This is a genomic window from Micromonospora sp. CPCC 206171, from assembly GCF_036906755.1.
In the GTDB taxonomy this organism is placed as follows: domain Bacteria; phylum Actinomycetota; class Actinomycetes; order Mycobacteriales; family Micromonosporaceae; genus Micromonospora; species Micromonospora purpureochromogenes.
Genome location: NZ_JBAKHT010000001.1, coordinates 332,068 through 356,253, shown reverse-complemented (window position 1 = coordinate 356,253; position 24,186 = coordinate 332,068). Strand labels below are relative to the sequence as shown.

Annotated in this window: 22 protein-coding genes; 8 read left to right on the top strand and 14 right to left on the bottom strand. The window is 73.3% G+C overall.

Annotated elements, in window-relative coordinates; genetic code table 11:
- Window positions 1-51 precede the first annotated feature (51 nt).
- Window positions 52-2,472, top strand: a complete 2,421-nt coding sequence (locus V6U89_RS01555) for a low temperature requirement protein A (RefSeq protein WP_334568765.1) — start codon at window positions 52-54, stop codon at window positions 2,470-2,472.
- Between the two features lie 62 nt (window positions 2,473-2,534).
- On the opposite strand, the gene V6U89_RS01550 is transcribed toward V6U89_RS01555, so the two are convergent.
- From V6U89_RS01550 to V6U89_RS01520, 7 genes are all read right to left on the bottom strand, one after another.
- Complete coding sequence (locus V6U89_RS01550) at window positions 2,535-2,909, bottom strand: DUF4180 domain-containing protein (RefSeq protein WP_334568764.1); 375 nt, start codon at window positions 2,907-2,909, stop codon at window positions 2,535-2,537.
- Window positions 2,910-2,957: 48 nt separating this feature from the next.
- A complete protein-coding gene (gene arfB, locus V6U89_RS01545) occupies window positions 2,958-3,383 on the bottom strand; it encodes an alternative ribosome rescue aminoacyl-tRNA hydrolase ArfB (protein WP_334568763.1) in 426 nt (141 codons plus the stop codon).
- Window positions 3,384-3,392: 9 nt separating this feature from the next.
- Complete coding sequence (locus V6U89_RS01540; protein WP_088963559.1) at window positions 3,393-3,701, bottom strand: hypothetical protein; 309 nt, start codon at window positions 3,699-3,701, stop codon at window positions 3,393-3,395.
- Window positions 3,702-3,807: 106 nt separating this feature from the next.
- Window positions 3,808-4,671, bottom strand: a complete 864-nt coding sequence (locus V6U89_RS01535; RefSeq protein WP_334568762.1) for a S1C family serine protease — start codon at window positions 4,669-4,671, stop codon at window positions 3,808-3,810.
- A 31-nt stretch (window positions 4,672-4,702) separates the two neighbouring features.
- Window positions 4,703-5,662, bottom strand: coding sequence for a VWA domain-containing protein (locus V6U89_RS01530; protein ID WP_334568761.1), 960 nt, complete (start codon window positions 5,660-5,662; stop codon window positions 4,703-4,705).
- Window positions 5,659-6,663 (bottom strand): DUF58 domain-containing protein, encoded by a 1,005-nt coding sequence (locus tag V6U89_RS01525; RefSeq protein WP_334568760.1) that lies wholly within the window; start codon window positions 6,661-6,663, stop codon window positions 5,659-5,661. The genes V6U89_RS01530 and V6U89_RS01525 overlap by 4 nt, the downstream gene beginning before the upstream one ends.
- Window positions 6,660-7,712 carry an AAA family ATPase gene (locus V6U89_RS01520; protein ID WP_334568758.1) on the bottom strand — a complete coding sequence of 351 codons (1,053 nt, stop codon included), beginning with the start codon at window positions 7,710-7,712 and terminating at the stop codon, window positions 6,660-6,662. Before V6U89_RS01520 ends, V6U89_RS01525 begins: the two co-directional genes overlap by 4 nt.
- Before the next feature lie 757 nt (window positions 7,713-8,469).
- Between V6U89_RS01520 and V6U89_RS01515 the strand changes: the two genes are divergently transcribed.
- A complete protein-coding gene (locus tag V6U89_RS01515) occupies window positions 8,470-9,453 on the top strand; it encodes an endonuclease/exonuclease/phosphatase family protein (protein ID WP_442933844.1) in 984 nt (327 codons plus the stop codon).
- Between the two features lie 53 nt (window positions 9,454-9,506).
- On the opposite strand, the gene cimA is transcribed toward V6U89_RS01515, so the two are convergent.
- Window positions 9,507-11,090, bottom strand: coding sequence for a citramalate synthase (gene cimA / locus V6U89_RS01510; protein ID WP_334568757.1), 1,584 nt, complete (start codon window positions 11,088-11,090; stop codon window positions 9,507-9,509).
- A 367-nt stretch (window positions 11,091-11,457) separates the two neighbouring features.
- Between cimA and V6U89_RS01505 the strand changes: the two genes are divergently transcribed.
- From V6U89_RS01505 to V6U89_RS01490, 4 genes are all read left to right on the top strand, one after another.
- Window positions 11,458-12,018, top strand: coding sequence for a peroxiredoxin (locus tag V6U89_RS01505; protein ID WP_238450507.1), 561 nt, complete (start codon window positions 11,458-11,460; stop codon window positions 12,016-12,018).
- A gap of 1 nt (window position 12,019) precedes the next feature.
- Window positions 12,020-12,550: a carboxymuconolactone decarboxylase family protein gene (locus V6U89_RS01500; protein ID WP_334568756.1), complete on the top strand. Its 531-nt coding sequence runs from the start codon at window positions 12,020-12,022 to the stop codon at window positions 12,548-12,550.
- Between the two features lie 91 nt (window positions 12,551-12,641).
- Entirely contained in the window at window positions 12,642-13,100 is a 459-nt protein-coding gene (locus V6U89_RS01495; protein ID WP_238450509.1) for a PRC-barrel domain-containing protein, read from the top strand.
- 58 nt (window positions 13,101-13,158) lie between these two features.
- Window positions 13,159-13,926: a tyrosine-protein phosphatase gene (locus V6U89_RS01490; protein ID WP_334568754.1), complete on the top strand. Its 768-nt coding sequence runs from the start codon at window positions 13,159-13,161 to the stop codon at window positions 13,924-13,926.
- A gap of 54 nt (window positions 13,927-13,980) precedes the next feature.
- On the opposite strand, the gene V6U89_RS01485 is transcribed toward V6U89_RS01490, so the two are convergent.
- Together V6U89_RS01485 and V6U89_RS01480 are read right to left on the bottom strand one after the other, a co-directional pair.
- A complete protein-coding gene (locus tag V6U89_RS01485; protein ID WP_334568753.1) occupies window positions 13,981-15,078 on the bottom strand; it encodes a branched-chain amino acid aminotransferase in 1,098 nt (365 codons plus the stop codon).
- Window positions 15,079-15,309: 231 nt separating this feature from the next.
- The gene (locus V6U89_RS01480; RefSeq protein WP_334568752.1) at window positions 15,310-16,341 is read right to left on the bottom strand and encodes a 3-isopropylmalate dehydrogenase; all 1,032 of its coding nucleotides are present in this window, start codon (window positions 16,339-16,341) and stop codon (window positions 15,310-15,312) included.
- A gap of 221 nt (window positions 16,342-16,562) precedes the next feature.
- On the opposite strand from V6U89_RS01480, the gene V6U89_RS01475 reads away from it, so the two are divergent.
- The gene (locus V6U89_RS01475; RefSeq protein ID WP_334568751.1) at window positions 16,563-17,438 is read left to right on the top strand and encodes an FAD:protein FMN transferase; all 876 of its coding nucleotides are present in this window, start codon (window positions 16,563-16,565) and stop codon (window positions 17,436-17,438) included.
- A gap of 361 nt (window positions 17,439-17,799) precedes the next feature.
- On the top strand, window positions 17,800-18,156 hold the full coding sequence (locus V6U89_RS01470; protein WP_210778159.1) for a hypothetical protein: 357 nt from the start codon (window positions 17,800-17,802) through the stop codon (window positions 18,154-18,156).
- Between the two features lie 63 nt (window positions 18,157-18,219).
- Here the strand turns inward: V6U89_RS01470 and serA are convergent, their stop codons facing one another.
- The 4 genes from serA to V6U89_RS01450 form a co-directional block, all read right to left on the bottom strand.
- A complete protein-coding gene (gene serA / locus V6U89_RS01465) occupies window positions 18,220-19,818 on the bottom strand; it encodes a phosphoglycerate dehydrogenase (RefSeq protein ID WP_334568750.1) in 1,599 nt (532 codons plus the stop codon).
- Window positions 19,819-20,538: 720 nt separating this feature from the next.
- Window positions 20,539-21,552: a ketol-acid reductoisomerase gene (gene ilvC / locus V6U89_RS01460; protein WP_210778156.1), complete on the bottom strand. Its 1,014-nt coding sequence runs from the start codon at window positions 21,550-21,552 to the stop codon at window positions 20,539-20,541.
- Window positions 21,553-21,638: 86 nt separating this feature from the next.
- Window positions 21,639-22,154: an acetolactate synthase small subunit gene (gene ilvN / locus V6U89_RS01455; RefSeq protein ID WP_088963577.1), complete on the bottom strand. Its 516-nt coding sequence runs from the start codon at window positions 22,152-22,154 to the stop codon at window positions 21,639-21,641.
- Window positions 22,154-24,037 carry an acetolactate synthase large subunit gene (locus tag V6U89_RS01450; RefSeq protein WP_334568749.1) on the bottom strand — a complete coding sequence of 628 codons (1,884 nt, stop codon included), beginning with the start codon at window positions 24,035-24,037 and terminating at the stop codon, window positions 22,154-22,156. The genes ilvN and V6U89_RS01450 overlap by 1 nt, the downstream gene beginning before the upstream one ends.
- Window positions 24,038-24,186: the final 149 nt, after the last annotated feature.

The window sequence follows — 24,186 nt, the reverse complement described above, 5'->3', positions numbered from 1 at the left end:
CGGGCCGGCGGATCGGCCGCACGGACCGTCACCGGTTGACAGAGTGATGAGGTGGGCGGCTTCGGGCGGATCGAGCTCGCGGGCGAGGGCGACGGCGTCAGCCGCCTGGAGCTCTTCGTCGACCTGATCTTCGTGTACGCCTTCCTGAACGTCACCGGGGTCATCTCCGAGCAGTTCAACCCCGCCGGCGTGCCCCGTGGACTGCTCATCCTGGTGCTGCTCTGGTGGTGCTGGGTCCGGTACGCCTGGTTGGGCAGCGCGGTCCGGCTGGACCGCGGTTTCGTGCCTGGGTTGATCTTCGGGGTCAGCGCGACCCTGCTGGTGATGAGCCTGACCGTGCGGGAGGCGTTCGGCGACCAGCCGGGCGGCCTGTCCGGGCCACTCGTCTTCGCCGTCGGCTACGCCCTCGTGCAGGGCGGGGGCCTGGCGCTGGGCAGCTGGGCGCGCTGGTCCGACCCGGGGTCGCGGCGGCAGTTCCGTCGGGTCTGGCTGCCCGCCGGCGCCGGGATCATGCTGCTGCTGGCCGCGGCCCTGGTGCCGAGCGGCACGGCCGACGACACCGCCCGGGAGTGGATCCGGTTCGCTTTGGTGGTGAGCGCCGTCCTGGTCGAGTACGTCGGCTTCGCGCTGGTCGGGGTGGGCAGCTGGCGGATCCATTCGATCACCTACTGGGCCGAGCGGCACGGCCTGATCATCCTCATCGCGTTCGGCGAGACCATCCTGTCGGTGGGCCTGAGCCAGGGCGCCGCCATCGCCCAGCCGCTCACCTGGCCGGTGATCGCCGGCGTGCTGCTGAGCGTGATGCTGGTCGGCACCCTGTGGTGGACCTACTTCGACGTGGCCCGGTTCGCCGCCGAACAGGCACTGCACGACGTCACGGGCCCCCGGCAGACCCGGCTCGCCCGGGACGCGTACAGCTATCTGCACCTGCCGATGGTCGGCGGCCTGATCCTGGTGTCGCTCGGCCTCAAGTACGCGCTGGGCGAGCTGCGGGTGCCGTCGGAGAAGTCGCCGATTCTCGGGCTGGCCGCCCTCTACGGGGGCGTGCTCCTCTACCTGGCCGGGCTGATCGCCTTCGAGCTGCGTACCCTGCGCCTGCTCGGCCGGTCCCCGATCCTCGGCGTCGCGCTGGTGGTGGCCGCCGCGCCCCTGGCGGCCGGCGCCCCGGTGCTGGCCAAGCTGGCGCTGGTCGCCGCCGCGACCGCGGCGATGGCGCTCAGCGACGTGACGGTCTTCCGGCACAAGCACCGGCGCCTGCACGCGGCGCTGGGGCCGGCCGGCCGGGAACCGCCGGGGGTCACCCCGAAGGAGCTCTTCTTCGACCTCGTCTTCGTGTACGCGTTCCTTCAGGTGGCCGCCTTGATGGCGGAGGACCCGACGTGGCCGGGACTGCTGCGCGGGCTGCTGGTGCTCATCGTGCTGTGGTGGGCCTGGGCGGCGTACGCCTGGCTGTCCAACACGGTGCGGGCCGAGACCCCCGCCGTGCGGGGGGTGATGCTGCTGGCCGTCGCGGTGACCGCGGTCATCACGATCGCGATTCCGCAGGCGTTCAACGACGCGGTCGGCGGTCTCTCCGGCCCGGTGCTCTTCGTCGGCTGCTACACGGTGATCCGGCTGTTGCACCTCGGTTCGTTCTGGGCGGTCACCCGCGTCGAACCGGCGCTGCGCGGCCGGATGCTGCCGATGGCCGTGCCGACCCTCACCGCGCTGGCCCTCCTGATCGCCGCCGCGCTGATCCCCGAGCCGGTCGGGGACGTCCGGCTGCTCAGCCCCGTCCGCGCGGGCCTCTGGCTGCTCGCCATCGCGATCGACCTGTCCGCCGGGGTGGCGCTGCTCCCCCCGCCCTGGCGGATCCCGTCCGCGTCACACTGCGCGCACCGGTACAGCCTGATCGTCATCATCGCGCTCGGCGAGGCGGTCATCTCGATGGGCGCGGCGGTGATGTACACGCCGATCTCACTGCGCATCGTGGTGGCCTCAGCGCTCGGCACCGCGCTGCTGGCCGCGCTCTGGTGGTGGTACTTCGACGTCGACTCGACGGCCGGGGAGCACGCCCTGGACCGGGCCGAGGGCGAGCGTCGGACGACGCTGGCCCGGATCGGCTACGGCTACCTGCATCTGCCGATGATCGCCGGCATCGTGCTGGTCTCCCTCGGGCTGCGCACGACCATGTCGGTGCTGGGCACCCACGGCCTGCTGACGGCCGCGCCGCCCCTGCGGTGGCCCGCGCACCTCGCCCTCTTCGGCGGCGTGGTGCTCTTCCTCCTGGCCGACCAGCTCTTCTGGTGGCGGCTCACCGGTGGGCTGCGGCGGATCCGGGCGGCCGCCACCCTGGCGCTGCTGGCCCTGATCCCGCTGACCGTCGGGGTCGGGCCGCTGCTGGCCCTGGCGCTGCTGGTGGCGGCGTGCCTGGCCCTGATCGCGGCGGAGACGCTCGGCGCCGCGCCTTTGCGGCAGGCCGTGCGGCACTGACCCGCCGGCGCCTGCCGGGCGCGGCTCAACGCCCTCCCGCCATTCGGTCGGGCGACGGCCGTTCACGCCGCCGGGCGCAGCCGGTCCTCCAGCTCCGCCATCGTCTCGACGAACCAGAGCTGGCGACCCCGGTTGGACTCGGTGACGAAGTCCCGCAGGGCGGTGCTGCGCGCGACGTGCGCGGAGATGTCGCCGACCACCACCACCGGCAGCCGGTAGTTGACGAACTTCTGCACCAGCTCGCCGGCCACCCCGGTGCGCAGCGTGAAGAACTCGTCGGCGAGCCGCCGTACCGGCAGCACCACCAACTCCGCCCGCTGCCCGAGCGCCTCGCCGATCACGTCCAGCGCGTCGCCGCCCCCGCACAGCCGGGGTCCGTCGGGGGCGCAGGCGAGCAGCGAACGACCGTGCAGCGTGACGAGGGTGTCGGTGGACATGCTGGCAGCCTAGGCACCGCTCCCCCGCCGGCACACCGGATTTCCCGCTCAGTCGCCGTCGACCCGGCGGTCCCGCTTGCGTTGCGACTGGCGCTTCTTCTCCGCCAGCCGGCGTTCCTTGGCGCCGCGCGACGGGCGGGTCGGTCGTCGGGGCGGTGGCGGCGGCGCGACGGCCTCGCGCAGCAGCGCGGTCAGCCGCTCCCGGGCCGCCTCCCGGTTGGCGAGCTGGGCGCGGTGCTCGCTGGCGGCGATGGTCACCACCCCGTCGACCAGGCGGCCGGCCAGCCGTTCCAGCGCCCGCGCCCGCAGCGCCGGCGGCAGGCTGGGCGAGGCGGCCAGGTCGAAGCTCAGCTCCACCCGGGAGTCAGCGGTGTTGACCCCCTGCCCGCCCGGCCCGGACGAGCGGGAGAACCGTTCCCGCAGTTCGGCGGCGGGCACGATCCACCGGTCGGTCACCCGCAGTCCGTCGTCCACGCCCCGAGGCTAGCGCCCCTTCGGGGCACCGTGGGTGGCGGACGAGCTCGGCGACGGGCTGGGCGCCGGTTCCGCCCGCTCGTGGTCGGGGCCGACGGCGGCGTACGCGACCGCCCCGACGAGCAGCAGCGCGATGACGCCGACCTTGGTGGTGACGGCCCGGACCAGCAGCCACGCTGTCTTCCGGGCGCCCGGTACCGCGTTCTTGGCGGCCTTGTAGTCGGTCCAGCCGCGCTTGGCCCGGGCGTACTGCACGCCCACGCCCCATCCGATGAAGAGTCCCACCGCCAGCAGGACCGCTATGAGAGGAAGCTCCACCCACGCCAGTATCCATACTCAGCGTGATATTTCTATGGCCCGATGGTTCCTCGCCAGGAATCCGACAGTTTTACCGTTACGACCGCCGCGTCCCGGGCGCGCCCGACTAGCCGCCTTTGCCGATGATGGTGTCGGCGGTCTGCTGCACCTGCTCGATCGGGATGGCGAACCCGATGCCGATCGAGCCGTTGCCGTCGATGGTGGCGATCGCGGTGTTCACCCCGACCACCTCGCCCCGGGCGTTGACCAGCGGCCCTCCCGAGTTGCCCGGGTTGATCGAGGCGTCGGTCTGCACCGCGCTGCGCCGGGTGGTGCCGAGGCGTACCTGGCGGTCGAGGGCGCTGACGATGCCGGCGGTGACCGTCCCGGCCAGGCCGAGCGGCGAACCGACCGCCAGCACCGGCTCACCGACCTTGGTGGAGCGCGGCTTGGCCAGCGGCAGCGGCGCCAGCCCGGCCACCGCCGGCACCCGCAGCACCGCCAGGTCGCTGCCCGGCTCCCGGCCGACCACCTCGGCGGCGTACCGGCGGCCGTCGGAGAGCTCCACGGTCACCTCGCCGCCGCCGCCCTTGGCCAGGATGTGGTCGTTGGTGACGATGTGCTGCTGGTTGTCGATGGCGAACCCGGAGCCGGACGCCGAACTGGCGGCGCCGCCGCCGACCATCACCGACACCACGCCCGGCACGGTCTTCTGCGCCGCGGTCACCAGCTCGGCCGGGACCGGCGCGGCGGACGCCGCCGAGGGCCCCGCACCGCCGTCCCGGCCGGCCACCCAGCCACCGGCCGCCGCGCCGGAGACGGTGGAGAGCGCCACCACCGCCGCCGCCGTCAGCAGCCGGCCGCGCCAGCGCCGCCGCGACGGGCCCTCCCCCGCCCCCGGTACGTCCCGCCGGGGCCGCCCGTCCGGCCCCAGCTCGGGCGAGACGAACCACGGTCCCCGGGGCTCGCCCAGTCCGGTCTGCACTGCCATGCGTGCGCTCCTCACTGTCGCTTCGGCGGGCTCAGGGCAGGCGGGAGAACCACCGCATCGACCCGGCCGCGGCGCCCATCGCGAACATCAGCCCGAGGCCGATGAACCGGGCGGAGATGTCCTGGCGTTCGGTGCGGTAGCCGACCGACGAGCCGATGTCCTCGTAGACCTTGCGCAGTTCCGCGCTGTTGCCCGCCTCGTGGAAGCCACCCCCGGTGTCCTCGGCGACCGCCTTGAGGGTCTGCCCGTCGACCGGCACCTGGATCGGCCGGCCGCCCCGGTCGACGAACCCGCCGGGGGTGCCGAAGGAGATGGTGTGCACCGGCACCTTGGCCGCGACGGCCGCGGCGGCGGCCTCCATCGGGTCCATGCCGGAGGTGTTCGCCCCGTCGGAGAGCAGGATGACCCGGGCCGGCGGGGGCTGCTTCGCCGCCGTGGAGTCCAGGCTCTTGACCGCGCCGAGCGAGGCGCTGATCGCCTCGCCGATCGCGGTGCCCTGCACTCCGGTGATGCCCTCGGCGAGCCGGTCGATCCCCTCGTGCAGCGCCTCCCGGTCGGTGCCGGGCGGCACCACCACCGCCGCGCTGCCGGCGAACGCGACCAGGCCGACGTTGAACTCGTCGGGCAGGCCGTCGACGAACCGCCGGGCCGCGTGCTTGGCGGCGGCGAGCCGGTCCGGTTCGACGTCGGTGGCGAGCATCGAGGTGGAGACGTCGACGGCGACCATGACGGTGGCCCGCTCGCGGGGCACCCGTACCTCGGCCGTCGGCCGGGCGAAGCCCACCACCAGCAGCGCCAGCATGGCCAGGAAGAGACCGGCCGGCACGTGCCGCCGCCAGGCCGGCCGGGTCGGCGCGACCCGGTCGAGCAGCCGGAGGTTGGTGAAGCGCACCGCGTACCGGCTGCGCCGGCGCTGGGCGAGCAGGTAGCCACCGGCCAGCGCGAACACACCGAGCAGCAGCAGGAGCCGGGCGGGCGACTGCCAGGTCACGCGACACCTCCCCGGGCGGCGGCCGGCGCGGCGGCCAGGCGGCGCTGCGCGTGCACGTGCCGTACCACGTCGGCGGTCCAGTCCCGGTCGGTGCGCAGCGGCAGGTGGGTGGCGCCGGACCGGCGCAGCGCCCGGCGTACCTGCTCCCGCTGGGCGGCCGCCGCACTGGCGTAGCGTCGGCGCAGCGCCTCGTCGCCGGTCCAGACCTCCCGCCGCCGGCCGGTCTCCGGGCAGACGAGGGTGATCAGGCCGACATCGGGCAGTTCCAGCTCGCGCGGGTCGGTGATCTCGACCGCGAGCACCTGGTGCCGGGCGGCGAGGCGGCGCAGCGCCGGCTCCCAGGGCATGGGCTCGTCGTGGTGCTCGGGCAGGCCGTCGAGGAAGTCGGAGACCACCACGACCAGGCCGCGCCGGGTGGCGACCCGCTGCACGGCCGCGAGCGCCTCCGCCAGGTCGGGCGGGTCGGGCGGGACCACCCGCTCGTCCTGGTCACCGGTACGCGGCGCGGCCAGCAGCGTGCGGAGCACGCCCAGCAGATGGGTACGGCCGCTGCGGGCCGGGAAGCGGCGCAGCCCGGTCGGGGTGAGCAACTGCGCCCCGAGCCGGTTGCCGGTGCCTGCGGTGAGGAAGCCGATCGCCGCGACGGCGGCCACCGACAGCTCCCGCTTGTCCAGCTCGGCGGTGCCGAACTCCATGCTGGGGCTGGCGTCCACCAGCAGCCAGGTGCTCAGTTCCCGGTCGGCGTCGACCTCGCGGACGTGCGGCACGGTGGTGCGGGCGGTCACCGCCCAGTCCATCCGGCGCACCTCGTCCTCGCCGGGGCGGTACTCCCGGCTGCCGGCGATCTCGCTGCCCGGCCCGGGCAGCAGACCCCGGTGCTGGCCCTGGAGCAGCCCGTCCAGCCGGCGGGTGACGGTCAGTTCCAGCCGGCGCAGCCGCTGGTCCCCGGCGAGGTCGGCCAGGCCCGGTCCGGCGGGCGCCGGGGCGGTGCGGCGCCTCATGCGGCAGCCAGGTCGGCGGCGGCGTGCTCGGGCTGCCCGGTGGCCAGCACGGGCGGGGGCACCGCCTGCACCAGCCGGTGCACCAGCGCCTCGGGCGAGACCCCGTCGGCCACCGCGTCGAAGGAGAGCACCAGCCGGTGGGCCAGCACGTCGACGGCGAGCTCGCGGACGTCCTCCGGCAGCACGTACTCCCGGCCGCGCAGCAGCGCCTGGGCGCGGGCCGCGGCGACCAGGCCGAGGGTGGCCCGGGGGCTCGCCCCGTACGCCAGCATCGGGGCGATCTCCGGCAGCCCGAAGCGGCCCGGGTCGCGGGTGGCGAGGATGAGGCGGACGACGTACTCGGCGAGCGCGTGGTGCACGAAGATGTGCTCGGCGCGCTGTTGCAGCCCGCGCAGCCGGCCCGGGTCGAGCACCTGGTGGGCGCGCGGCCGGTCGGTGCTCATCCGGTAGAGGATGGCCAGCTCGTCGGCGTCGCTCGGGTAGTCCACCACGATCTTCATGAGGAACCGGTCGCGCTGCGCCTCGGGGAGCTGGTAGACCCCCTCGGACTCGATCGGGTTCTGCGTCGCGAGCACCAGGAACGGCTCCGGGACCGGCCAGCTCCGGCCGCCGATGGAGACCTGACGCTCGGCCATCGCCTCCAGCAGGGCGGACTGCACCTTGGCCGGGGCCCGGTTGATCTCGTCGGCCAGCACCAGGTTGGCCATGATCGGGCCCAGCTCGACGTCGAAGCTCTCCTTCGACGCCCGGTAGATGCGGGTGCCGACGATGTCGGAGGGAACCAGGTCGGGGGTGAACTGGATCCGGGAGAAGGTGCCGCCGACGACGGTGGCGAGGGTCTGCGCGGCGAGGGTCTTCGCCACGCCGGGTACGCCCTCCAGCAGGCAGTGCCCGTCGGCGATCAGTGCGGTGAGCAGGCGCTCGACGAGCCGATCCTGCCCGACGATCACGCGCCTGACCTCGAAGAGGGTCTGTTCCAGCTCGGTGGCCGCCGCGTCGGGATCGGCCGGGCTGGGCAGGCTGGCCAGGGTGTCCGAGATGTCCGTCACGGTGCTTGCTTCCCGGGGTACCGGGCGGGCAAACGTCGGAATATCACCCCCTGGCAGGCCTTTTCCCGCCCGGAGCGGGACGAGCCGCCCGTTACGGCGCCGCCGGGCGGTGACCGCGCGTTCCACACCAGACGGTGCCGACCCCCGGGTGGAACCGGCACCGCCTCGGGTGTCGCTCAGTTGGCGACGATCAGGTGGAACGGGCGGCCGGGTCGCCGCGTGCGCCTTCAGCACGACGTCGTAGTCGAGCAGCACCTGGTACTGGCCCGGGCCGTCCTTCGTGATGGACACGACGTTGGCGGAGTGCTGGACCAGCGTCCCGTTGGCGGCGACGACGGCGAAGGCGACGGCGCCGGGCGGGGTGGCGCGTCACCGCCGCCGCCTTGCGCCTGAAGAATGTGGTCATGTCAGGCCTGCCCTTTTTCTGACCGTGGAAATACGGCCGACCCACATTTTCGAATGGGCCCGCTGATCGTTGCAGACGAGCCGAGCTGACGAAAGCAATACACTTTCGACCGCACCTGAAACGTTGATGCTTCACCGGTTCTTACCCGCCTTGAGCTGGGGTTACTACACTTTGCTGTAGCGCCACAACCAGGAGGAAGGCAGCACGGCAAAAAGCCGAGCGTCAATAGTTGATCGAGGCGTTCAACATTCCTTCCGGATGATTGTCGTCATTGTGAGAGACGAGGGCTGCACCATTCATGAAACGGGCCGGGCACCCTGCGGCCCGGGCGCGAGCGCTAGTCTGGCCCTCATGATCACCATGGAGCCGCCGGCCCGGACCCGGCTGCCGGTACGCGCCCTGCTCTGCTGGCTGGCGGTCGTGCCCGGTGCCGCCTGGGCGCTGGTCCGCCTCGCCGGGATGGAGCGCGGGCCGCTGGTGCAGGCGGTCGCCTTCACCCCGTACGTCGCGGGCTGGAGCCTGTTGGCGCTGGTGCTGGCGCTCGCCCTGCGGCGCCGGGGGCCGGCGGTGGCCGCGGCGGTGGTGGCGCTGGCGCTGCTCGGCGCGGTGGCCCCCCGGGCGGTCGCCGCCGACCAGCCGTCAGCCGGCGGGCCGGTGCTGCGGGTGCTCACCGCCAACCTGCTCAAGGGCGGCGCCGACGCGGGGACGGTGGTGGACCTGGTGCGCCGCCACCGGGTGGACCTGCTGGCCGTGCAGGAGTTCACCCCCGAGGCCCGCGACGCGCTCGACCGGCAGGGCCTGGCCCGGCTGCTGCCCCACCGGCAACTCAACCCGGAGGTCGGCACCACCGGTTCCGCCCTCTACTCGCGGCTCCCACTCGCCGAGGGTGGCTTCCGGCGCAACGCCGGCTTCCAGTTCACCCAGGCGTACGCCGTCGTGGCGGTGCCGGGGGCGCCGCCGGTGCGGGTCGAGTCGACGCACCCGGCCGCGCCCTACGCCGTCGCCGCGGTCGACGAGTGGTTCACCGACCTGCGGGCGCAGCCCCCGGCCACCCCGGACGGGCCGCTGCGCATCCTCGCCGGCGACTTCAACGCCACCCTCGACCACGCCCCGCTGCGCGCGCTGCTGGCCACCGGGTACGTCGACGCGGCCGACGCCGCCGGGGCGGGGCTCGCCGGCACCTGGGGCCCGTACGACGGCGACCTCATTCCACCGGTCACCATCGACCACGTGCTGGTCGACCGGCGGATCGCCGTCCGGTCCGTCGCCGTGCACCCGGTGCCCGGCAGCGACCACCGCGCGGTGCTGGCCGAGCTGCGCCTGCCGGCGGCCTGACCCCGGCGGACCCCCGACCCGGCCCGGCGCCGCCCGGTCGACCGGAGCGGGGCTCAGACCCGGGCGCGGTCCAGGCCGTAGGTGAGCGCGTCGACCAGGGCGTGCCAGCTCGCCTCGACGACGTTGGGGTGCACGCCGACGGTGGTCCAGTCGCGGCCGGTGCCGTCCGCGGTCTCCAGCAGCACCCGGGTCACCGCGCCGGTGCCGTGGCTGCCCTCCAGGATGCGCACCTTGTAGTCGGCCAGCTCGAAGTCCCGCAGCTCCGGGTAGTGCCGGGACAGGCCGACCCGCAGCGCCTCGTCCAGGGCGTTGATCGGGCCGTTCCCCTCGGCGGTCGCGATCACCCGCTCGCCGCGTACCCGGATCTTCACGGTCGCCTCGGAGACCACCGCGCCGTCCTCGCGGTGCTCGACCAGCACCCGGTAGGACTCCAGCGCGAACGGCCGGGGCGGCGCGGCGTCCGGCAGCTCCGAGCGGACCAGCAGCTCGAACGACGCGTCCGCCGCCTCGAACGACCAGCCGCCCGCCTCCAGCTCCTTGACCCGGCTGGTGACCTTCGACAGCGCCTCGGGATGGCCGGCCAGGTCCAGGCCGAGCTCGCGGCTCTTGAGCTCGACGCTGGCCCGGCCGGCCATCTCGGTCACCAGGATCCGCATGTCGTTGCCCACCACCGACGGGTCCACGTGGTTGTAGAGCAACGGGTCGACCTTGATCGCGCTCGCGTGCAGCCCGGCCTTGTGGGCGAAGGCGGCGGCCCCGGCGTACGCCTGGTGGGTGTCGGGGGCGATGTTGGCGATCTCGGCGATGGCGTGCGCGACCCGCACCATCTGCTCCAGGCAGCCCTCGGGTAGGACGGGCAGCCCGAGCTTGAGCTGGAGGTTGGCGACGACCGCGAAGATGTCGGCGTTGCCGGGGCGCTCGCCGTACCCGTTGGCGGTGCCCTGGACGTGGCGGACCCCGGCCTCGACTGCGGCGACGGTGTTGGCCACCGCGCAGGCGGTGTCGTTCTGGGCGTGCATGCCGAACAGCTCCGGGGCGATGCCGGTACGCGCGCTCAGGTCGGCGATCGCGGCGGTCACCATGGACGGCAGCATCCCGCCGTTGGTGTCGCAGAGCACGAACCGCTCGGCGCCGGCGGCGAGCGCCGTCTCGACCACCGCGGCGCCGTACGCCGGGTCGTGCCGGTAGCCGTCGAAGAAGTGCTCGCCGTCGACGAAGACCCGCCGGCCCTGTGCGACCAGGTGGGCGACGGTGTCGCGGATCATCGCCAGGTTCTCCGGGCCGGTGGTGCGCAGCGCCCGCTCGACGTGGCGGAGGTCGGCCTTGGCGACCAGGGCGACCGCCGGGGTCTCGGCGTCGAGCAGCCCGCGCACCTGCGGGTCGTCCGCCACCGGCACCCCGGCCCGGCGGGTGGCGCCGAAGGCGACCAGGACGGCGTGCCGCAGGTTCAACTCGGTCCGCGCCCGGCGGAAGAACTCGGTGTCCTTCGGCACCGCGCCCGGCCACCCGCCCTCGATGAAGCCCACCCCGAACTCGTCGAGCAGCCGCGCCACGGCCAGCTTGTCGACCACCGAGTAGCTGAGCCCCTCACGCTGGGCACCGTCGCGCAGCGTCGTGTCGTACACCTGGAACGTCATGGGAGTGCCTTCCTCACGGACCTCGGGCGGGGGAGCAACAAAAAGACCCCCCGCGGATGCGGGAGGTCTGCGCGCTCGGCGGAGGGGAAGCCGGCGCGCTAGCTGCCAATAATCAGGACGGTGCTGGTCACGATCGCCACTCTGCCACCCCACCCCCGGTTTTGGGAGGAACAATCCACATCTCGGGACGGTGACTCAGGGTGGCGAATGCCGGATCAATCACCGTGACCCGGGCGGGCCGCGCCGCTGGTGATCGACTTCACAAGTCACCCGGCCGCCACCAGGCGCGAACAACGCTGCGGAAGTATCTGGAACCGATCAAGTTACCGGCCTCGCGCCGTTGACAACCGCTTGCCAAGGAGGACCCGTGCTCACTGTCGGTGACCGCTTCCCTGAGTACGAACTCACCGCCTGCGTCTCGCTGGACGCCGACAAGGCGTTCGAGACCATCAACCACAAGTCCTACGAGGGCAAGTGGCGGGTGGTCTTCTTCTGGCCGAAGGACTTCACCTTCATCTGCCCGACCGAGATCGCCGAGTTCGGCCGCCTCAACGGCGAGTTCGCCGACCGCGACGCCCAGGTGCTCGGCGTCTCGGTGGACAACGAGTTCGTCCACTACGCCTGGCGCAAGGACCACCCGGACCTGCGTGAGCTGCCCTTCCCGATGCTCAGCGACATCAAGCGCGAGCTGACCGCCGACTGCGGCGTGCTCGGCGAGGACGGCGTGGCGCAGCGGGCCACCTTCATCGTCGACCCGGACAACGAGATCCAGTTCGCCATGGTCACCGCCGGCTCGGTCGGCCGCAACGTCTCCGAGGTGCTGCGGGTGCTCGACGCCCTGCAGACCGACGAGCTCTGCCCGTGCAACTGGAACAAGGGCGGCGAGACCCTGGACGCCAACGCGCTGCTCGCCGGTGCCGGTGCCTGAGATGGGTCTGGACGCGGTCAAGGCGGCGCTGCCCGAGTACGCCAGGGACATCAAGCTCAACCTCGGCTCGACCGTCGGCACCTCGACCCTCAAGCCGGAGCAGGCCTGGGGCACCGCCCTGGCCTGCGCGGTCGCCGCGCGTAACCCGGTCGTGCTGAAGGAGATCGCCGACGAGGCGACCACCCACCTCACGCCGGAGGCGATCGAGGCCGCCAAGGGCGCTGCCACCATCATGGCGATGAACAACGTCTACTACCGGGCCAAGCACCTGATCGGCGACGACCAGTACGCCTCGATGCCGGCCCGGCTGCGGATGCAGATCATCGCCCGGCCGGGCGTGGACAAGGGCGACTTCGAGCTGTGGTGCCTCGCCGTCTCGGCGATCACCGGCTGCGGCGTCTGCCTGGAGTCGCACGAGAAGACGCTGCGTGGTGCCGGGTTCACCCGGGAGCAGGTGCACGAGGGGCTGCGCATCGCCGCCGTCGTGCACGCCGCCGCGGTGGCCCTCGACGCGCAGGCCGCGCTGGCCTGAGGCCGGTCGGTGTAGCGATCCCCACAACCGGGTAGGTAGTGATCCGACAGGCAAATCCCCCGAGAAAGTCGAGAAAGGGAGTGTTGACGCCATGGAGCGGCTCGACCCTCGAACGACCCACGGGACGCCGGATCCGCTGACCCAGGGTGGTCAGGGCGCCTTCGCGGGCGGCGCGCCCGCCGGGCGCTTCGATCCGTGGAGCTACCGGGACGACGCCGGGGTGACCGGTGTCGACCTGGTCGGCTACAAGGTGGAGGCGAGTGACGGCGGTATCGGCAAGGTGGACCGGGCCAGTCACGAGGTGAGTTCCAGTTACCTCGTGGTGGACACCGGGCCGTGGATCTTCGGCAAGAAGGTCATGCTGCCGGCCGGCACCGTCAACCATGTCGACCACGACGAGCGGAAGGTCTACGTCGACCGGAGCAAGGACCAGATCAAGGCCGCGCCCGAGTACGACGAGACGACCGACACGGACCCGGCGTACCGGGACAAGCTCGGCGGTTACTACGACGACACCTACTCGTCGATTCCGCCGGGCACGGCCCGGTAACGGAGGCACCTGCAACCAGCGGCCGGCGGGGCACATCGTGGCCCCGCCGGCCGTTACCGTGTCAGGGGTGGACGCCCCGGAGACACCCTTCCCCGCGCTGTTCAACTTCCGCGACGTCGGCGGCTACCGCAACCGGGACGGGCGCACCGTCCGGCACCGCCGGCTCTTCCGCTCCGACTCGCTGCACCGGATCGACCAGACCGACCGGGCCGCGTTCACCGCGCTCGGCATCCGCACCGTCATCGACCTGCGCCGCCCCACCGAGGTGGCGCGGGACGGCCGGGTGCCGGCCTACGACGGCCTCACCTACCGGCACATCCACCCGGAGCACACGGACTGGGCGCAGCACCGGTACGAGCCGGGGTCCGACCTGGCCCGCTACCTCGCCGACCGGTACGCCGACCTCGCCCGCACCGGCACCGCCGGGCTGGCCGAGGCGGTCGGGCTGATCGCCGACAGCGCGACCGCGCCGGTGGTCGTGCACTGCGTCGCCGGCAAGGACCGCACCGGCATCGTCTGCGCGCTCACCCTGGCCGTGCTCGGCGTGCCCGACGAGGACGTCGCCGCCGACTACGCGCTCAGCACCGCCGCGTCCGAGCGGTTCAGCGCCTGGGTCCGGGCCACCATGCCGGACGCCGAGGAGCCACCGCCGCCATTCCTCTCCTCCCCCGCCGAGGCGATGATGCTCTTCCTCAGCGAGCTACGCGAGGGCTACGGCTCGGCCGAGGGCTACCTGCGCCACGCCGGAGTCACGGACGACCAGCTCACCGCCCTCCGCGACCACCTGCTCGACCAGCCCGCGTCCCGCCCCGGCCGCCCGCGATGACCGACCGCCGGCCGCGCCGCACCACGGCGGCGGGCCGGCGGCCGGTACGGGTCGTCAGAGGACGCGCCGCACCCAGCCGTGCGGGTCCTCGGCCTCGCCGCGCTGGATCGACACCAGCTGCTCCCGCAGCGCCATGGTCGACCGGCCCGGCTCGCCCCCGCCGATGAGGAACTCCCCGTCGGGGAAGCGCACCCGGCCGATCGGGGTGATCACCGCGGCGGTGCCGCAGGCGAAGACCTCGCGCAGCCGGCCGCTGGCGGCGTCCGCCTGCCAGTCGGCGAAGCTGACCGGCCGCTCCTCGACCCGGTGCCCGGCCGCGGCGGCCAGGGTGAGCACCGCGTCGCGGGTGATGCCGGGCAGGATCGTGCCGGTCAGCGGCGGGGTGACCAGGGTGTTGTCGTCGTAGACGAAGAAGACGTTCATGCCGCCCAGCTCGTCGACGAACCGGCGCTCCACCGCGTCGAGGAAGACCACCTGGTCGCAGCCGGCCCCGATCGCCTCGGCCTGGGCCGCCAGCGAGGCGGCGTAGTTGCCGCCGCACTTCGCCGCGCCGGTGCCACCGGGCGCCGCGCGGGTGTAGTCCGGGGAGACCCAGACGGTGACCGGCTTGACCCCGCCGGCGAAGTACGCCCCGGCCGGCGAGGCGATCACGCAGTAGAGGTACTCGTTGGCCGGGCGGACGCCGAGGAAGACCTCGCTGGCGAACATGAAGGGCCGCAGGTAGAGGCTGGCGTCCGGCCCGTCGGGGATCCACTCCCGGTCGATCTCGACCAGCCGGCGCAGCGACTCGACGAACGTCTCCGCCGGCAACTCCGGCATGGCCAGCCGCTGGGCGGAGGCGATGAACCGGTTGGCGTTGGCCTCGGGGCGGAACATGGTGACCGCCCCGTCCGCCGTCCGGTACGCCTTGAGCCCCTCGAAGATCTCCTGCGCGTAGTGCAGCACGGCGCTGGCCGGATCCATCGGGATCGGCGCACGCGCCTCGACCCGGGCGTCGTACCAGCCCTTGCCCTCGGCGTAGCGGATGGTGACCATGTGGTCGGTGAAGACCCGGCCGAAGCCCGGGTTGGCCAGCAGGGCGGCCCGGTCGGCGGCGGATACCGGTGCGGGATTCGGACGGATCTCGAAATCGAGCTTGTCACCACCGCTCATCGCGCTGACCTCCCTGCGGGTCGACGGCGTGCGGGATCGCACACCGAATCACTGGTGCCAGAAACTTACCCCGAACGGTCGTTCAGCGGATAGCTCCGCCCCGGCGGATCGAACGCCCCGGATGGGGGCGCCACGGGGGCGTGCGGAGCAGCGACGACGGCGGGGCCGAGAAGGCCCGCCCCGGGTCCGGCGGACCCCGGAGGCGGACCGGTGGAGCGTGCCGGTGGCCGGTCAGGCCACGGCGTGGGCGGCGAGCCGGTCGCCGACCTCCTCGGTGCGCAGCGGTACGCCCGGGGTGCGGTTGGCCAGCTCCACGCCGACCGCGGCGGTCACCCGCGCGGCGGCGTCGGCGTCGCCGAGCTGGTCGAGCAGGAGCGCGGCGGAGAGCACCGCGGCGACCGGGTCGGCGAGCCCCTTGCCGGCGATGTCCGGCGCCGAGCCGTGTACCGGCTCGAACATCGACGGGTACGTCCCGTCGGGGTTGATGCTGCCGCTGGCGGCGAGCCCGATCCCGCCGGTGACCGCGGCGGCGATGTCGGTGAGGATGTCGCCGAAGAGGTTGTCGGTGACCACCACGTCGTAGCGCTGGGGCTGGGTCACCAGGAACATCGCGGCGGCGTCGACGTGCTGGTACTCGGTGGTCACGTCCGGGTGCTCGGCGGCCACGGCGGCGAAGGCGCGCGCCCACAGCGAACCGGCGTGGGTCAGCACGTTGGTCTTGTGCACCAGGGTCACCTTGCGGCGCTCGCGCCGGGCGGCCCGGGCGAAGGCGTCCCGGACGACCCGCTCGACCCCGTGCCGGGTGTTCAGGCTCTCCTCGGTGGCCACCTCGGCCGGGGTGTCCCGGTGCAGCACGCCGCCGGCGCCCGCGTAGAGCCCCTCGGTGCCCTCCCGGACGACCACCAGGTCGACCTCGCCGGGCTTGACGTTGGCCAGCGGGCCCGGCACGCCGGGCCAGAGCCGCGACGGGCGCAGGTTGACGTACTGGTCGAAGGCGAAGCGGAGCTTGAGCAGCAGGCCGCGCTCGAGCACGCCCGGCGGGACGGAGGGGTCGCCGACGGCGCCGAGCAGGATGGCGTCGTGGCCGGCCAGCTCGGTCAGCACCGCGTCGGGCAGCACCTCGCCGGTGCGGTGGTAGCGCTCCGCGCCGAGGTCGTAGCGGGTGGTCTCGATCCCGGGGTGCACGGCGTCGAGGACCTTGAGGGCCTGCGCGACCACCTCGGGTCCGATACCGTCCCCGGCCACCACCGCGATCCGTGCCACCTGGCGCTCCTCACCTCGTCGTTCACGTGCACGGTACGTCGCCGTCCCGCTTCCCGGTACGCGTCTTCCAACATTCGGGACACGCCGATGCTCAGGAGGCTCCCAGGTGACATTCATGGTGCGGTCATGTCCGCTGCCTATGGTCGATGACGAACGGGTCACGGGGGCCCGTGACGGGATTCGCCGCGGTGCCGCGGCGCCGTCGGCGAAGGAGCGGTGTCATGCGGATCGACCAGCGGTACCGACCGGCCGGGACGAACGAGCAGCCCCGCACCCGGTGGGTGGACCAGGCGGCGTTCGCCCGGCGCCGGCCGGACCTGCGGCTCGGCACCAGCAGCCACCGGGTCGACCGCACCGGCGAGGCCGCCGTCGACCGGATCGCCGTCCGGCACACCGTACGCACCAGCACCGCCGAGTACTCGCTGCTGCTCAACGCCCCCGAGCACGTCGGGCGCCGGCTGGTCGGGGACGCGCTGCGCGACGCCGTCGCCGAACTGCGCGCCATCGACCTCACCTACGGCCCCGGCCGGCCGGACAGCCTGGTCTCCCGGCTGCGCCGGGGCGAGATCGCGCCCGAGTCGTACCCGCCGCTGGCGGACCTGGTGGACCGCTGCGCGGCGATGCGCGCCGCCACCGACGGCTGGTTCGACGCCTGGGCCGTACCCGGCGGTTTCGATCCGGGCGGCCTGCTCAACGGCTGGGCGGTGGAGCGGGCGGCGGCCCGGCTGCGCGCCGCCGGCATCCACGACTACGCCGTGCTCTCCGGCGCGGACCTCACCGTGCGGGGTCACGCCGCGCACGGCGGGCCCTGGCGGGTCGCGGTGCACCACCCGACCGACGGGCGTCGCCCGCCGCTGGTGCTGGAGATGACGGCCGGCGCGGTGGGCACCTCCGGGGTGACGGGCCGCCGGGACCACGTGGTCGACCCGCACACCGGCGAACCGGCCGATCAGCTGGTCGCCGCCACCGTCGTCGGGCCCGACCTGGCGGTGGCGGACGCCTACGCCACCGCGCTGTACGCGGCCGGCCCGACCGGGCTGGCCTGGTTCCGCAACGGCTCGGGATATCAGGCGCTCTTCGCCCACCGGCGTCGCTGAGTGGGGCGGGGGCACGTCGGCCGACCGGTGGCGGGGGTCCACTCGGGTGGCGCGGTCGGCGGGCCCGCGATCGGCCCCCACGGTCTCGGCAACAACCGTGGGGGCCGGTCAGCGACGAGTGCGCGTGGCTCGCGCAATCGAGGGGTGCGGACCGGTCGGCCGGAACGCCTGACCTCGTCACCCGAAGACGGGCCGAACGCTCCACCCGGCCGGCGACCGCACCGGTACGCTAGCGAATCGACGCAACTCGACGCAAGAGTCTCCACAGCGGACCGTCGTGTACGGACCTCGCGTCACTCTCGGAGTCGCTCGTCGGCGGGTCCCTGCAGCAAGGTGAACGGCGGATGGCACGCTGTCCGCCGTGAGTTTCGATCTGAGCGTGTGGGCCCTGCCTGCCGGGGCGACACCGGAGGACGTCCGGGCGGCGGTGCGGCGGTGCCGCGAGGGACGCCACGATGACCTGCACCCCGACCCGCGGGTCGTCGCCTTCTACCGGGCCATCACCGCGAGCTATCCGGACCGGCGGGTCGTACCGGGTACGCCGTGGGAGGTCGTACCGCTGCACGCGGCCAACGACCACGTCGAGCTGAACCTCGTGCCGACCTGCGCGGACCAGGTGCTGCTCGACATCGAGCGGCTGGCCGGCCAGCACGACCTGATGCTCTTCGACGCCCAGGACGGCTCGGTCTATCCGCCGCCGTCCCGCGTCGCGGGCTGACCCGCCGTACGGCGAGGGGCCCGGCCGAGACGGCCGGGCCCCCCTGCGTCGTGCCTACGGGTACTACTCGTCGCGCAGGTCGGCGGCGCTGGCCGAGGTCGCGCCGATCGAGTCGGCCGCCGAGGTGAGCAGGTCCGCCCCGAGCGCCTGGTCGACGGTGAGGGTCATCAGCGTCTCGCCGCCGGCCTCCCGACGGGCCACCTGCATGGCGGCGATGTTGACGCCGGCCTCGCCGAGCAGGGTGCCGACCGTGCCGACCACGCCGGGCCGGTCGACGTAGCGCAGGAAGAGCAGGATGCCCTCCGCGCCGATCTCCACGTCGAAACCGTCCACCTCGGTCAGCTTGATGACGTCGCGGGCGCCGGTGTTGGTGACGGTGCCGGAGACGCTGACCGTACGGCCGTCGGGCAGCGCGCCGCGGACGGTGACCAGGTTGGGGTGGTCGACCGTCTCGGCGTGCGTCGCGAGGGTCACCTCGACGCCCCGCTCGGCGGCCAGGTGCGGCGCGTTGACGTAGGTGACCTGCTCCTCCACCACCGAGCTGAACAGCCCCTTGGTGGCGGCGAGCTTGAGGACCGACACGTCGTGGTTGACGATCTCGCCGCGCACCTCGACGGTGACGCTGGCGGCCACCCCGCCGGCGACGGCGGTGAAGGCCCGGCCCAGCTTTTCGGCCAGCGGCAGCAGCGGGCGGACGTCCTCGGCGACCACACCGCCGGCCTGCACGTTGACCGCGTCCGGCACGAACTCGCCCTGCAGCGCCAGCTTGACGCTCTTCGCCACGGCCAGCCCGGCCTTGTCCTGCGCCTCGTGGGTGGAGGCGCCCAGGTGCGGGGTGGCCACCACGTTGTCGAACGCGAACAGCGGCGAGGAGGTGCAGGGCTCCTTGGCGTACACGTCGACGCCGGCGCCGGCGACCCGGCCCTCGGCGATCGCGTCGGCCAGGGCCTGCTCGTCGACCAGGCCACCGCGGGCGGCGTTGACGATCCGGACGCCGGGCTTGACGACCGCCAGCTCCTTCTCACCGATCAGGCCCACGGTCTCCGGGGTCTTCGGCAGGTGGATGGAGATGAAGTCGCTCTCCCGCAGCAGCTCCTCCAGGCCCACCAGGCGGACGCCGAGCTGGGCGGCCCGGGCCGGCTGGATGTACGGGTCGTACGCGATCAGCCGGGTGCCGAAGGCGGCGATGCGCTGGGCGAAGAGCACGCCGATGCGGCCCAGGCCGACCACGCCGACGGTCTTGCCCTGCAGCTCGACGCCGGTGTACTTGGACCGCTTCCACTCCCCCGCCTTGAGCGCGGCGCTGGCCGCGGCGGTGTTGCGCGCGACGGCGAGCAGCAGCGCGACGGCCTGCTCGGCGGCGGAGACGATGTTGGAGGTGGGAGCGTTGACGACCATGACGCCCCGCGCGGTGGCGGCCGGCACCTCGACGTTGTCCAGCCCGACGCCGGCCCGGGCGACCACCTTGAGCCGCGGCGCGGCCGCGATCGCCTCGGCGTCGATCTGCGTGGCGCTGCGCACGATCACCGCGTCGGCCTCGGAGAGCGCGGAGAGCAGGGCCGGGCGATCGGTGCCGTCGACGTGGCGTACGTCGAAGTCGTGGGCGAGCACCTCGATGGCGGCGGGAGCGAGTTCTTCGGCGATCAGTACGACAGGATTCATCGGTCCTCGTAGACGTCGTATGCGGTCGGCCTGGGGCGTCGGGACGCCGCGCTGCGCCCTGCGCTGATCCGTGCCATGGCCGTGTCGGTGCCGGCTACGCACCTACCAGGGATCGTAGGTGGCCCGATGCCCGACGTGTCCCGGACGGCGGGGTGAGCGCCCTCACACAGGGTCGTCGCACGCTCGTCATCCCGCGTTCACCCGGCCACCCGGTGGCGCGGCCCGGCTGCGCCCGGCTGACCCGGCGGGCGCCGCTCCGGTTCGGCCCGCCGCTGGCCGAGGCGTTGGTCACCCGGTCCCAGCAGGTGGGCAGCCGGCCCAGCGCCACCGCCACCGCCCGGCCCACCTCGCCGCGGTCCTGGCCGCCTCGGCCGCCAGCACGAGGCGGACCGGACGGCCACCGAGGCCGACGCCGTGCGCTCCGTTCCACCTGGGCCGGGTGGGCCCACGGACCGGCCTGGGGTATGAGCCCGCACGCAGCGTGACGGACACCGACGCGGGGCATGCGGTGAGCGATATGCCTCAGCGGCATAAAAATGACTGTCCGGCATACCGCTCGACGGGCACCGGAGTGTCCGCGGCGACACGCCGGCTCGGCGGCGACGCGCTTCCTTCTCGTCGGCGCGAGGTCGCGAAACAACGCGGCCCGCGACCCGACGCCGGGGAGAGCGTCGGGTCGCGGGCCGCGTCGCGGCGGCCCCGCCGGGGCGGGGCCGCGCGTCAGGCGGTCTCGGTGATCGGCCGGTCGACCCAGCTCATCATGGCGCGCAGCTTCTGGCCGGTCTCCTCGATCGGGTGGGCCGCGCCCTCGGCCCGCCACTTGGCGAAGTTCGGCCGGCCGGCCTCGTCCTCGGCCACCCACTCGCGGGCGAACTCGCCGGACTGGATCTCACCGAGGATCTTGCGCATCTCCTCCTTGACCCGGGAGTCGATGACCCGGGGGCCACGGGAGAGGTCGCCGTACTCGGCGGTGTCGGAGACGCTGTAGCGCATCCGGGCGATGCCGCCCTCGTACATCAGGTCGACGATCAGCTTCAGCTCGTGCAGGCACTCGAAGTAGGCCACCTCGGGGGCGTAGCCGGCCTCGGTGAGCACCTCGAAACCGGTCTGCACCAGCGCCGCCGCGCCGCCGCAGAGCACCGCCTGCTCGCCGAAGAGGTCGGTCTCGGTCTCCTCGGTGAAGGTGGTCCGGATCGCGCCGGCCCGGGTGCCGCCGATGCCCTTGGCGTACGAGAGGGCGAGCTGGAACGCGGTGCCGCTGGCGTCCTGCTCGACGGCGACCAGGCAGGGCACGCCCTTGCCGTCGACGTACTGGCGGCGGACCAGGTGACCGGGGCCCTTCGGGGCGACCATCGCCACGTCCACGTCGGCCGGGGGCTTGATCAGGTCGTACCGGATGTTGAAGCCGTGACCGAAGAAGAGCGCCTTGCCGGGGGCGAGGTTGGGGGCGATCGCCTCGGCGTACAGGCCGCGCTGCGCGGTGTCCGGCGCCAGGATCATGATGACGTCCGCCTCGGCGGCCGCCTCGGCCGGCGTGAGCACCCGCAGGCCCTGCTCCTCGGCCTTCGGCCGGCTCTTCGAGCCCGCCGGCAGGCCGATCACCACGTCGACGCCGGAGTCGCGCAGCGACAGCGCGTGGGCGTGGCCCTGGCTGCCGTACCCGATCACCGCGACCTTGCGGCCCTGGATCAGGCCCAGGTCGGCGTCGTCGTCGTAGTACACCTCAACGCTCATTGACTTCCCTTTCGTACGGCGGTCCGAGCGGCCCGTCGTGGACTAGTGCGGTGGTTCGGGCGGCGCGGAGCGCCGGCGAGGTCAGATCAGGCGGCGCGCAGCGCGGGCCCGGCGGTGATGGAGCGCGAGCCGCGCCCGATCGCCACCGTGCCGGACTGGACCATCTCCTTGATGCCGAACGGTTCGAGGTCGCGCAGCAGCGCGTCCAGCTTGTCGGGGGTGCCGGTGGCCTCGATGGTCAGCGTGTCCGGCGCGACGTCGACCACCCGGGCCCGGAACAGGTTGACCGTCTCCAGCACCTGCGCCCGGGCGTTGCGGTCCGCGCGGACCTTGACCAGCAGCAGCTCCCGGGCCACCGAGACCTGCGGGTCCAGCTCCACGATCTTCAGTACGTTGACCAGCTTGTTGAGCTGCTTGGTGACCTGCTCCAACGGGGACGACTCGGCGTTGACCACGATGGTGATCCGGGAGACGTCCGGGTTCTCGGTCTCGCCCACGGCGAGGCTGTCGATGTTGAACCCGCGCCGGGAGAACAGGCCGGAGACCCGGGCCAGGACACCCGGCTTGTTCTCCACCAGGACCGAAAGGGTGTGCAGAGTCATCAGATCTCGTCCTCGTCGAAGGCCGGGCGGACGCCACGGGCGAACATGATCTCGTCGTTGCTGGTGCCGGCGGCCACCATCGGCCAGACCATCGCGTCCTTGCCGACCACGAAGTCGATCACGACGGGCGCGTCGGTGATCGCCATCGCCGCCTCGATCGTCTTGTCGACGTCCTCGGGGGTCTCGCAGCGCAGGCCGACGCAGCCGAGCGCCTCGGCCAGCTTGACGAAGTCCGGGATGCGGTGCTTGTGGGTGCCCAGCTCGGTGTTGGAGTACCGCTCACCGTAGAAGAGGGTCTGCCACTGCCGGACCATGCCGAGGTTGCCGTTGTTGATCACGGCGACCTTGATCGGGATGCCCTCCAGCGCGCAGGTGGCCAGCTCCTGGTTGGTCATCTGGAAGCAGCCGTCGCCGTCCACCGCCCAGACCACCGTGTCCGGCCGGCCGACCTTGGCGCCCATCGCCGCCGGCACGGCGTACCCCATGGTGCCGAGGCCGCCGGAGTTGAGCCAGGTCCCCGGCTTCTCGTACGAGATGAACTGGCTGGCCCACATCTGGTGCTGGCCCACGCCGGCCACGTAGACCGCGTCCGGGCCGGCGATCTCGCCCAGCCGCTTGATCACGTACTGCGGGGCGAGGGTGCCGTCGGCCGGCTCCTCGTACCCCAGCGGGTAGCGCTCGCGCAGGTCGTCCAGCTGGGTCCACCAGTCGGCCAGGTCGGACCGGTGGCCGGCCTTGCGCTCGGCGGTGACCGCGGCGATCAGCTCGTCGATGACGTGCTTGGCGTCACCGACGATCGGCACGTCCGCGTGCCGGTTCTTGCCGATCTCGGCCGGGTCGATGTCGGCGTGCACCACCGTGGCGTCCGGGGCGAACGAGTCCAGCTGGCCGGTGACCCGGTCGTCGAACCGGGCGCCCAGCGCCACGATCAGGTCGGACTTCTGCAGGCCGTACACCGCGGCGACGGTGCCGTGCATGCCGGGCATGCCCAGGTGCTGGCGGTGCGAGTCGGGGAACGCGCCCAGCGCCATCAGCGTGGTGACCACCGGGATGCCGGTCAGCTCGGCGAGCTTGCGCAGGCCCTCGGTGGCGCCGGCCTTGAGCACGCCGCCGCCGACGTAGAGCACCGGCCGGCGGGCCATCGCCATCAGCCGGGCCGCCTCGCGGATCTGCTTGCCGTGCGGGTGCAGGGTCGGCCGGTAGCCGGGCAGGTCCAGGGTGGGCGGCCAGGCGAAGGTGGTCGGCGCCTGGAGGACGTCCTTGGGGATGTCGACCAGCACCGGCCCGGGCCGCCCGGTGGAGGCCAGGTGGAAGGCCTCGGCCAGCACCTGCGGGATCTCCTCCGGGGTCTGGACCAGGAAGTTGTGCTTGGTGATCGGCAGCGTGATGCCCTGGATGTCCGCCTCCTGGAAGGCGTCCGTGCCGATCGAGGGCCGCGCGACCTGACCGGTGATCGCGACCATCGGCACCGAGTCCATGTACGCGTCGGCGATCGGGGTGACCAGGTTGGTCGCGCCCGGGCCGGAGGTGGCGATGCAGACGCCGACCCGGCCGGTGGCCTGCGCGTACCCGGTGGCGGCGTGTCCGGCGCCCTGCTCGTGGCGGACCAGGATGTGGCGCACGGTCGAGTCGTAGAGCGGGTCGTACGCGGGCAGGATCGCCCCGCCGGGGATGCCGAAGACGACGTCGACGCCGAGCGCCTCGAGGGACCGCACGAGCGAGCCGGCCCCGGAGACCTGGGCCGGGGCGGGCTGCCGTACGGCCGGGGTGGCCGCGGCGGCCCCGCGCGGCGCGGGGGTGTGGTCGGCGTCGCCGGCCGGCTCGGTGGCCGTGCGCGCCCGCCGGGCGGAATGGGCGAGTGTCTCTGGCGTGGGTCTCGTCATGGCGGTTCAGGCCTTCGGCTGGAGGGTGGAGGCTCTTTCGACACGTGCGACGCGGGCGGGGCCCGCCCGGTCAAGTCCGACGGCAATAAAAACGGCCCTCGTGCAGATGCACGGGGCCAGCGCACTCTCGGTGACGGAGAGTGCGCTCA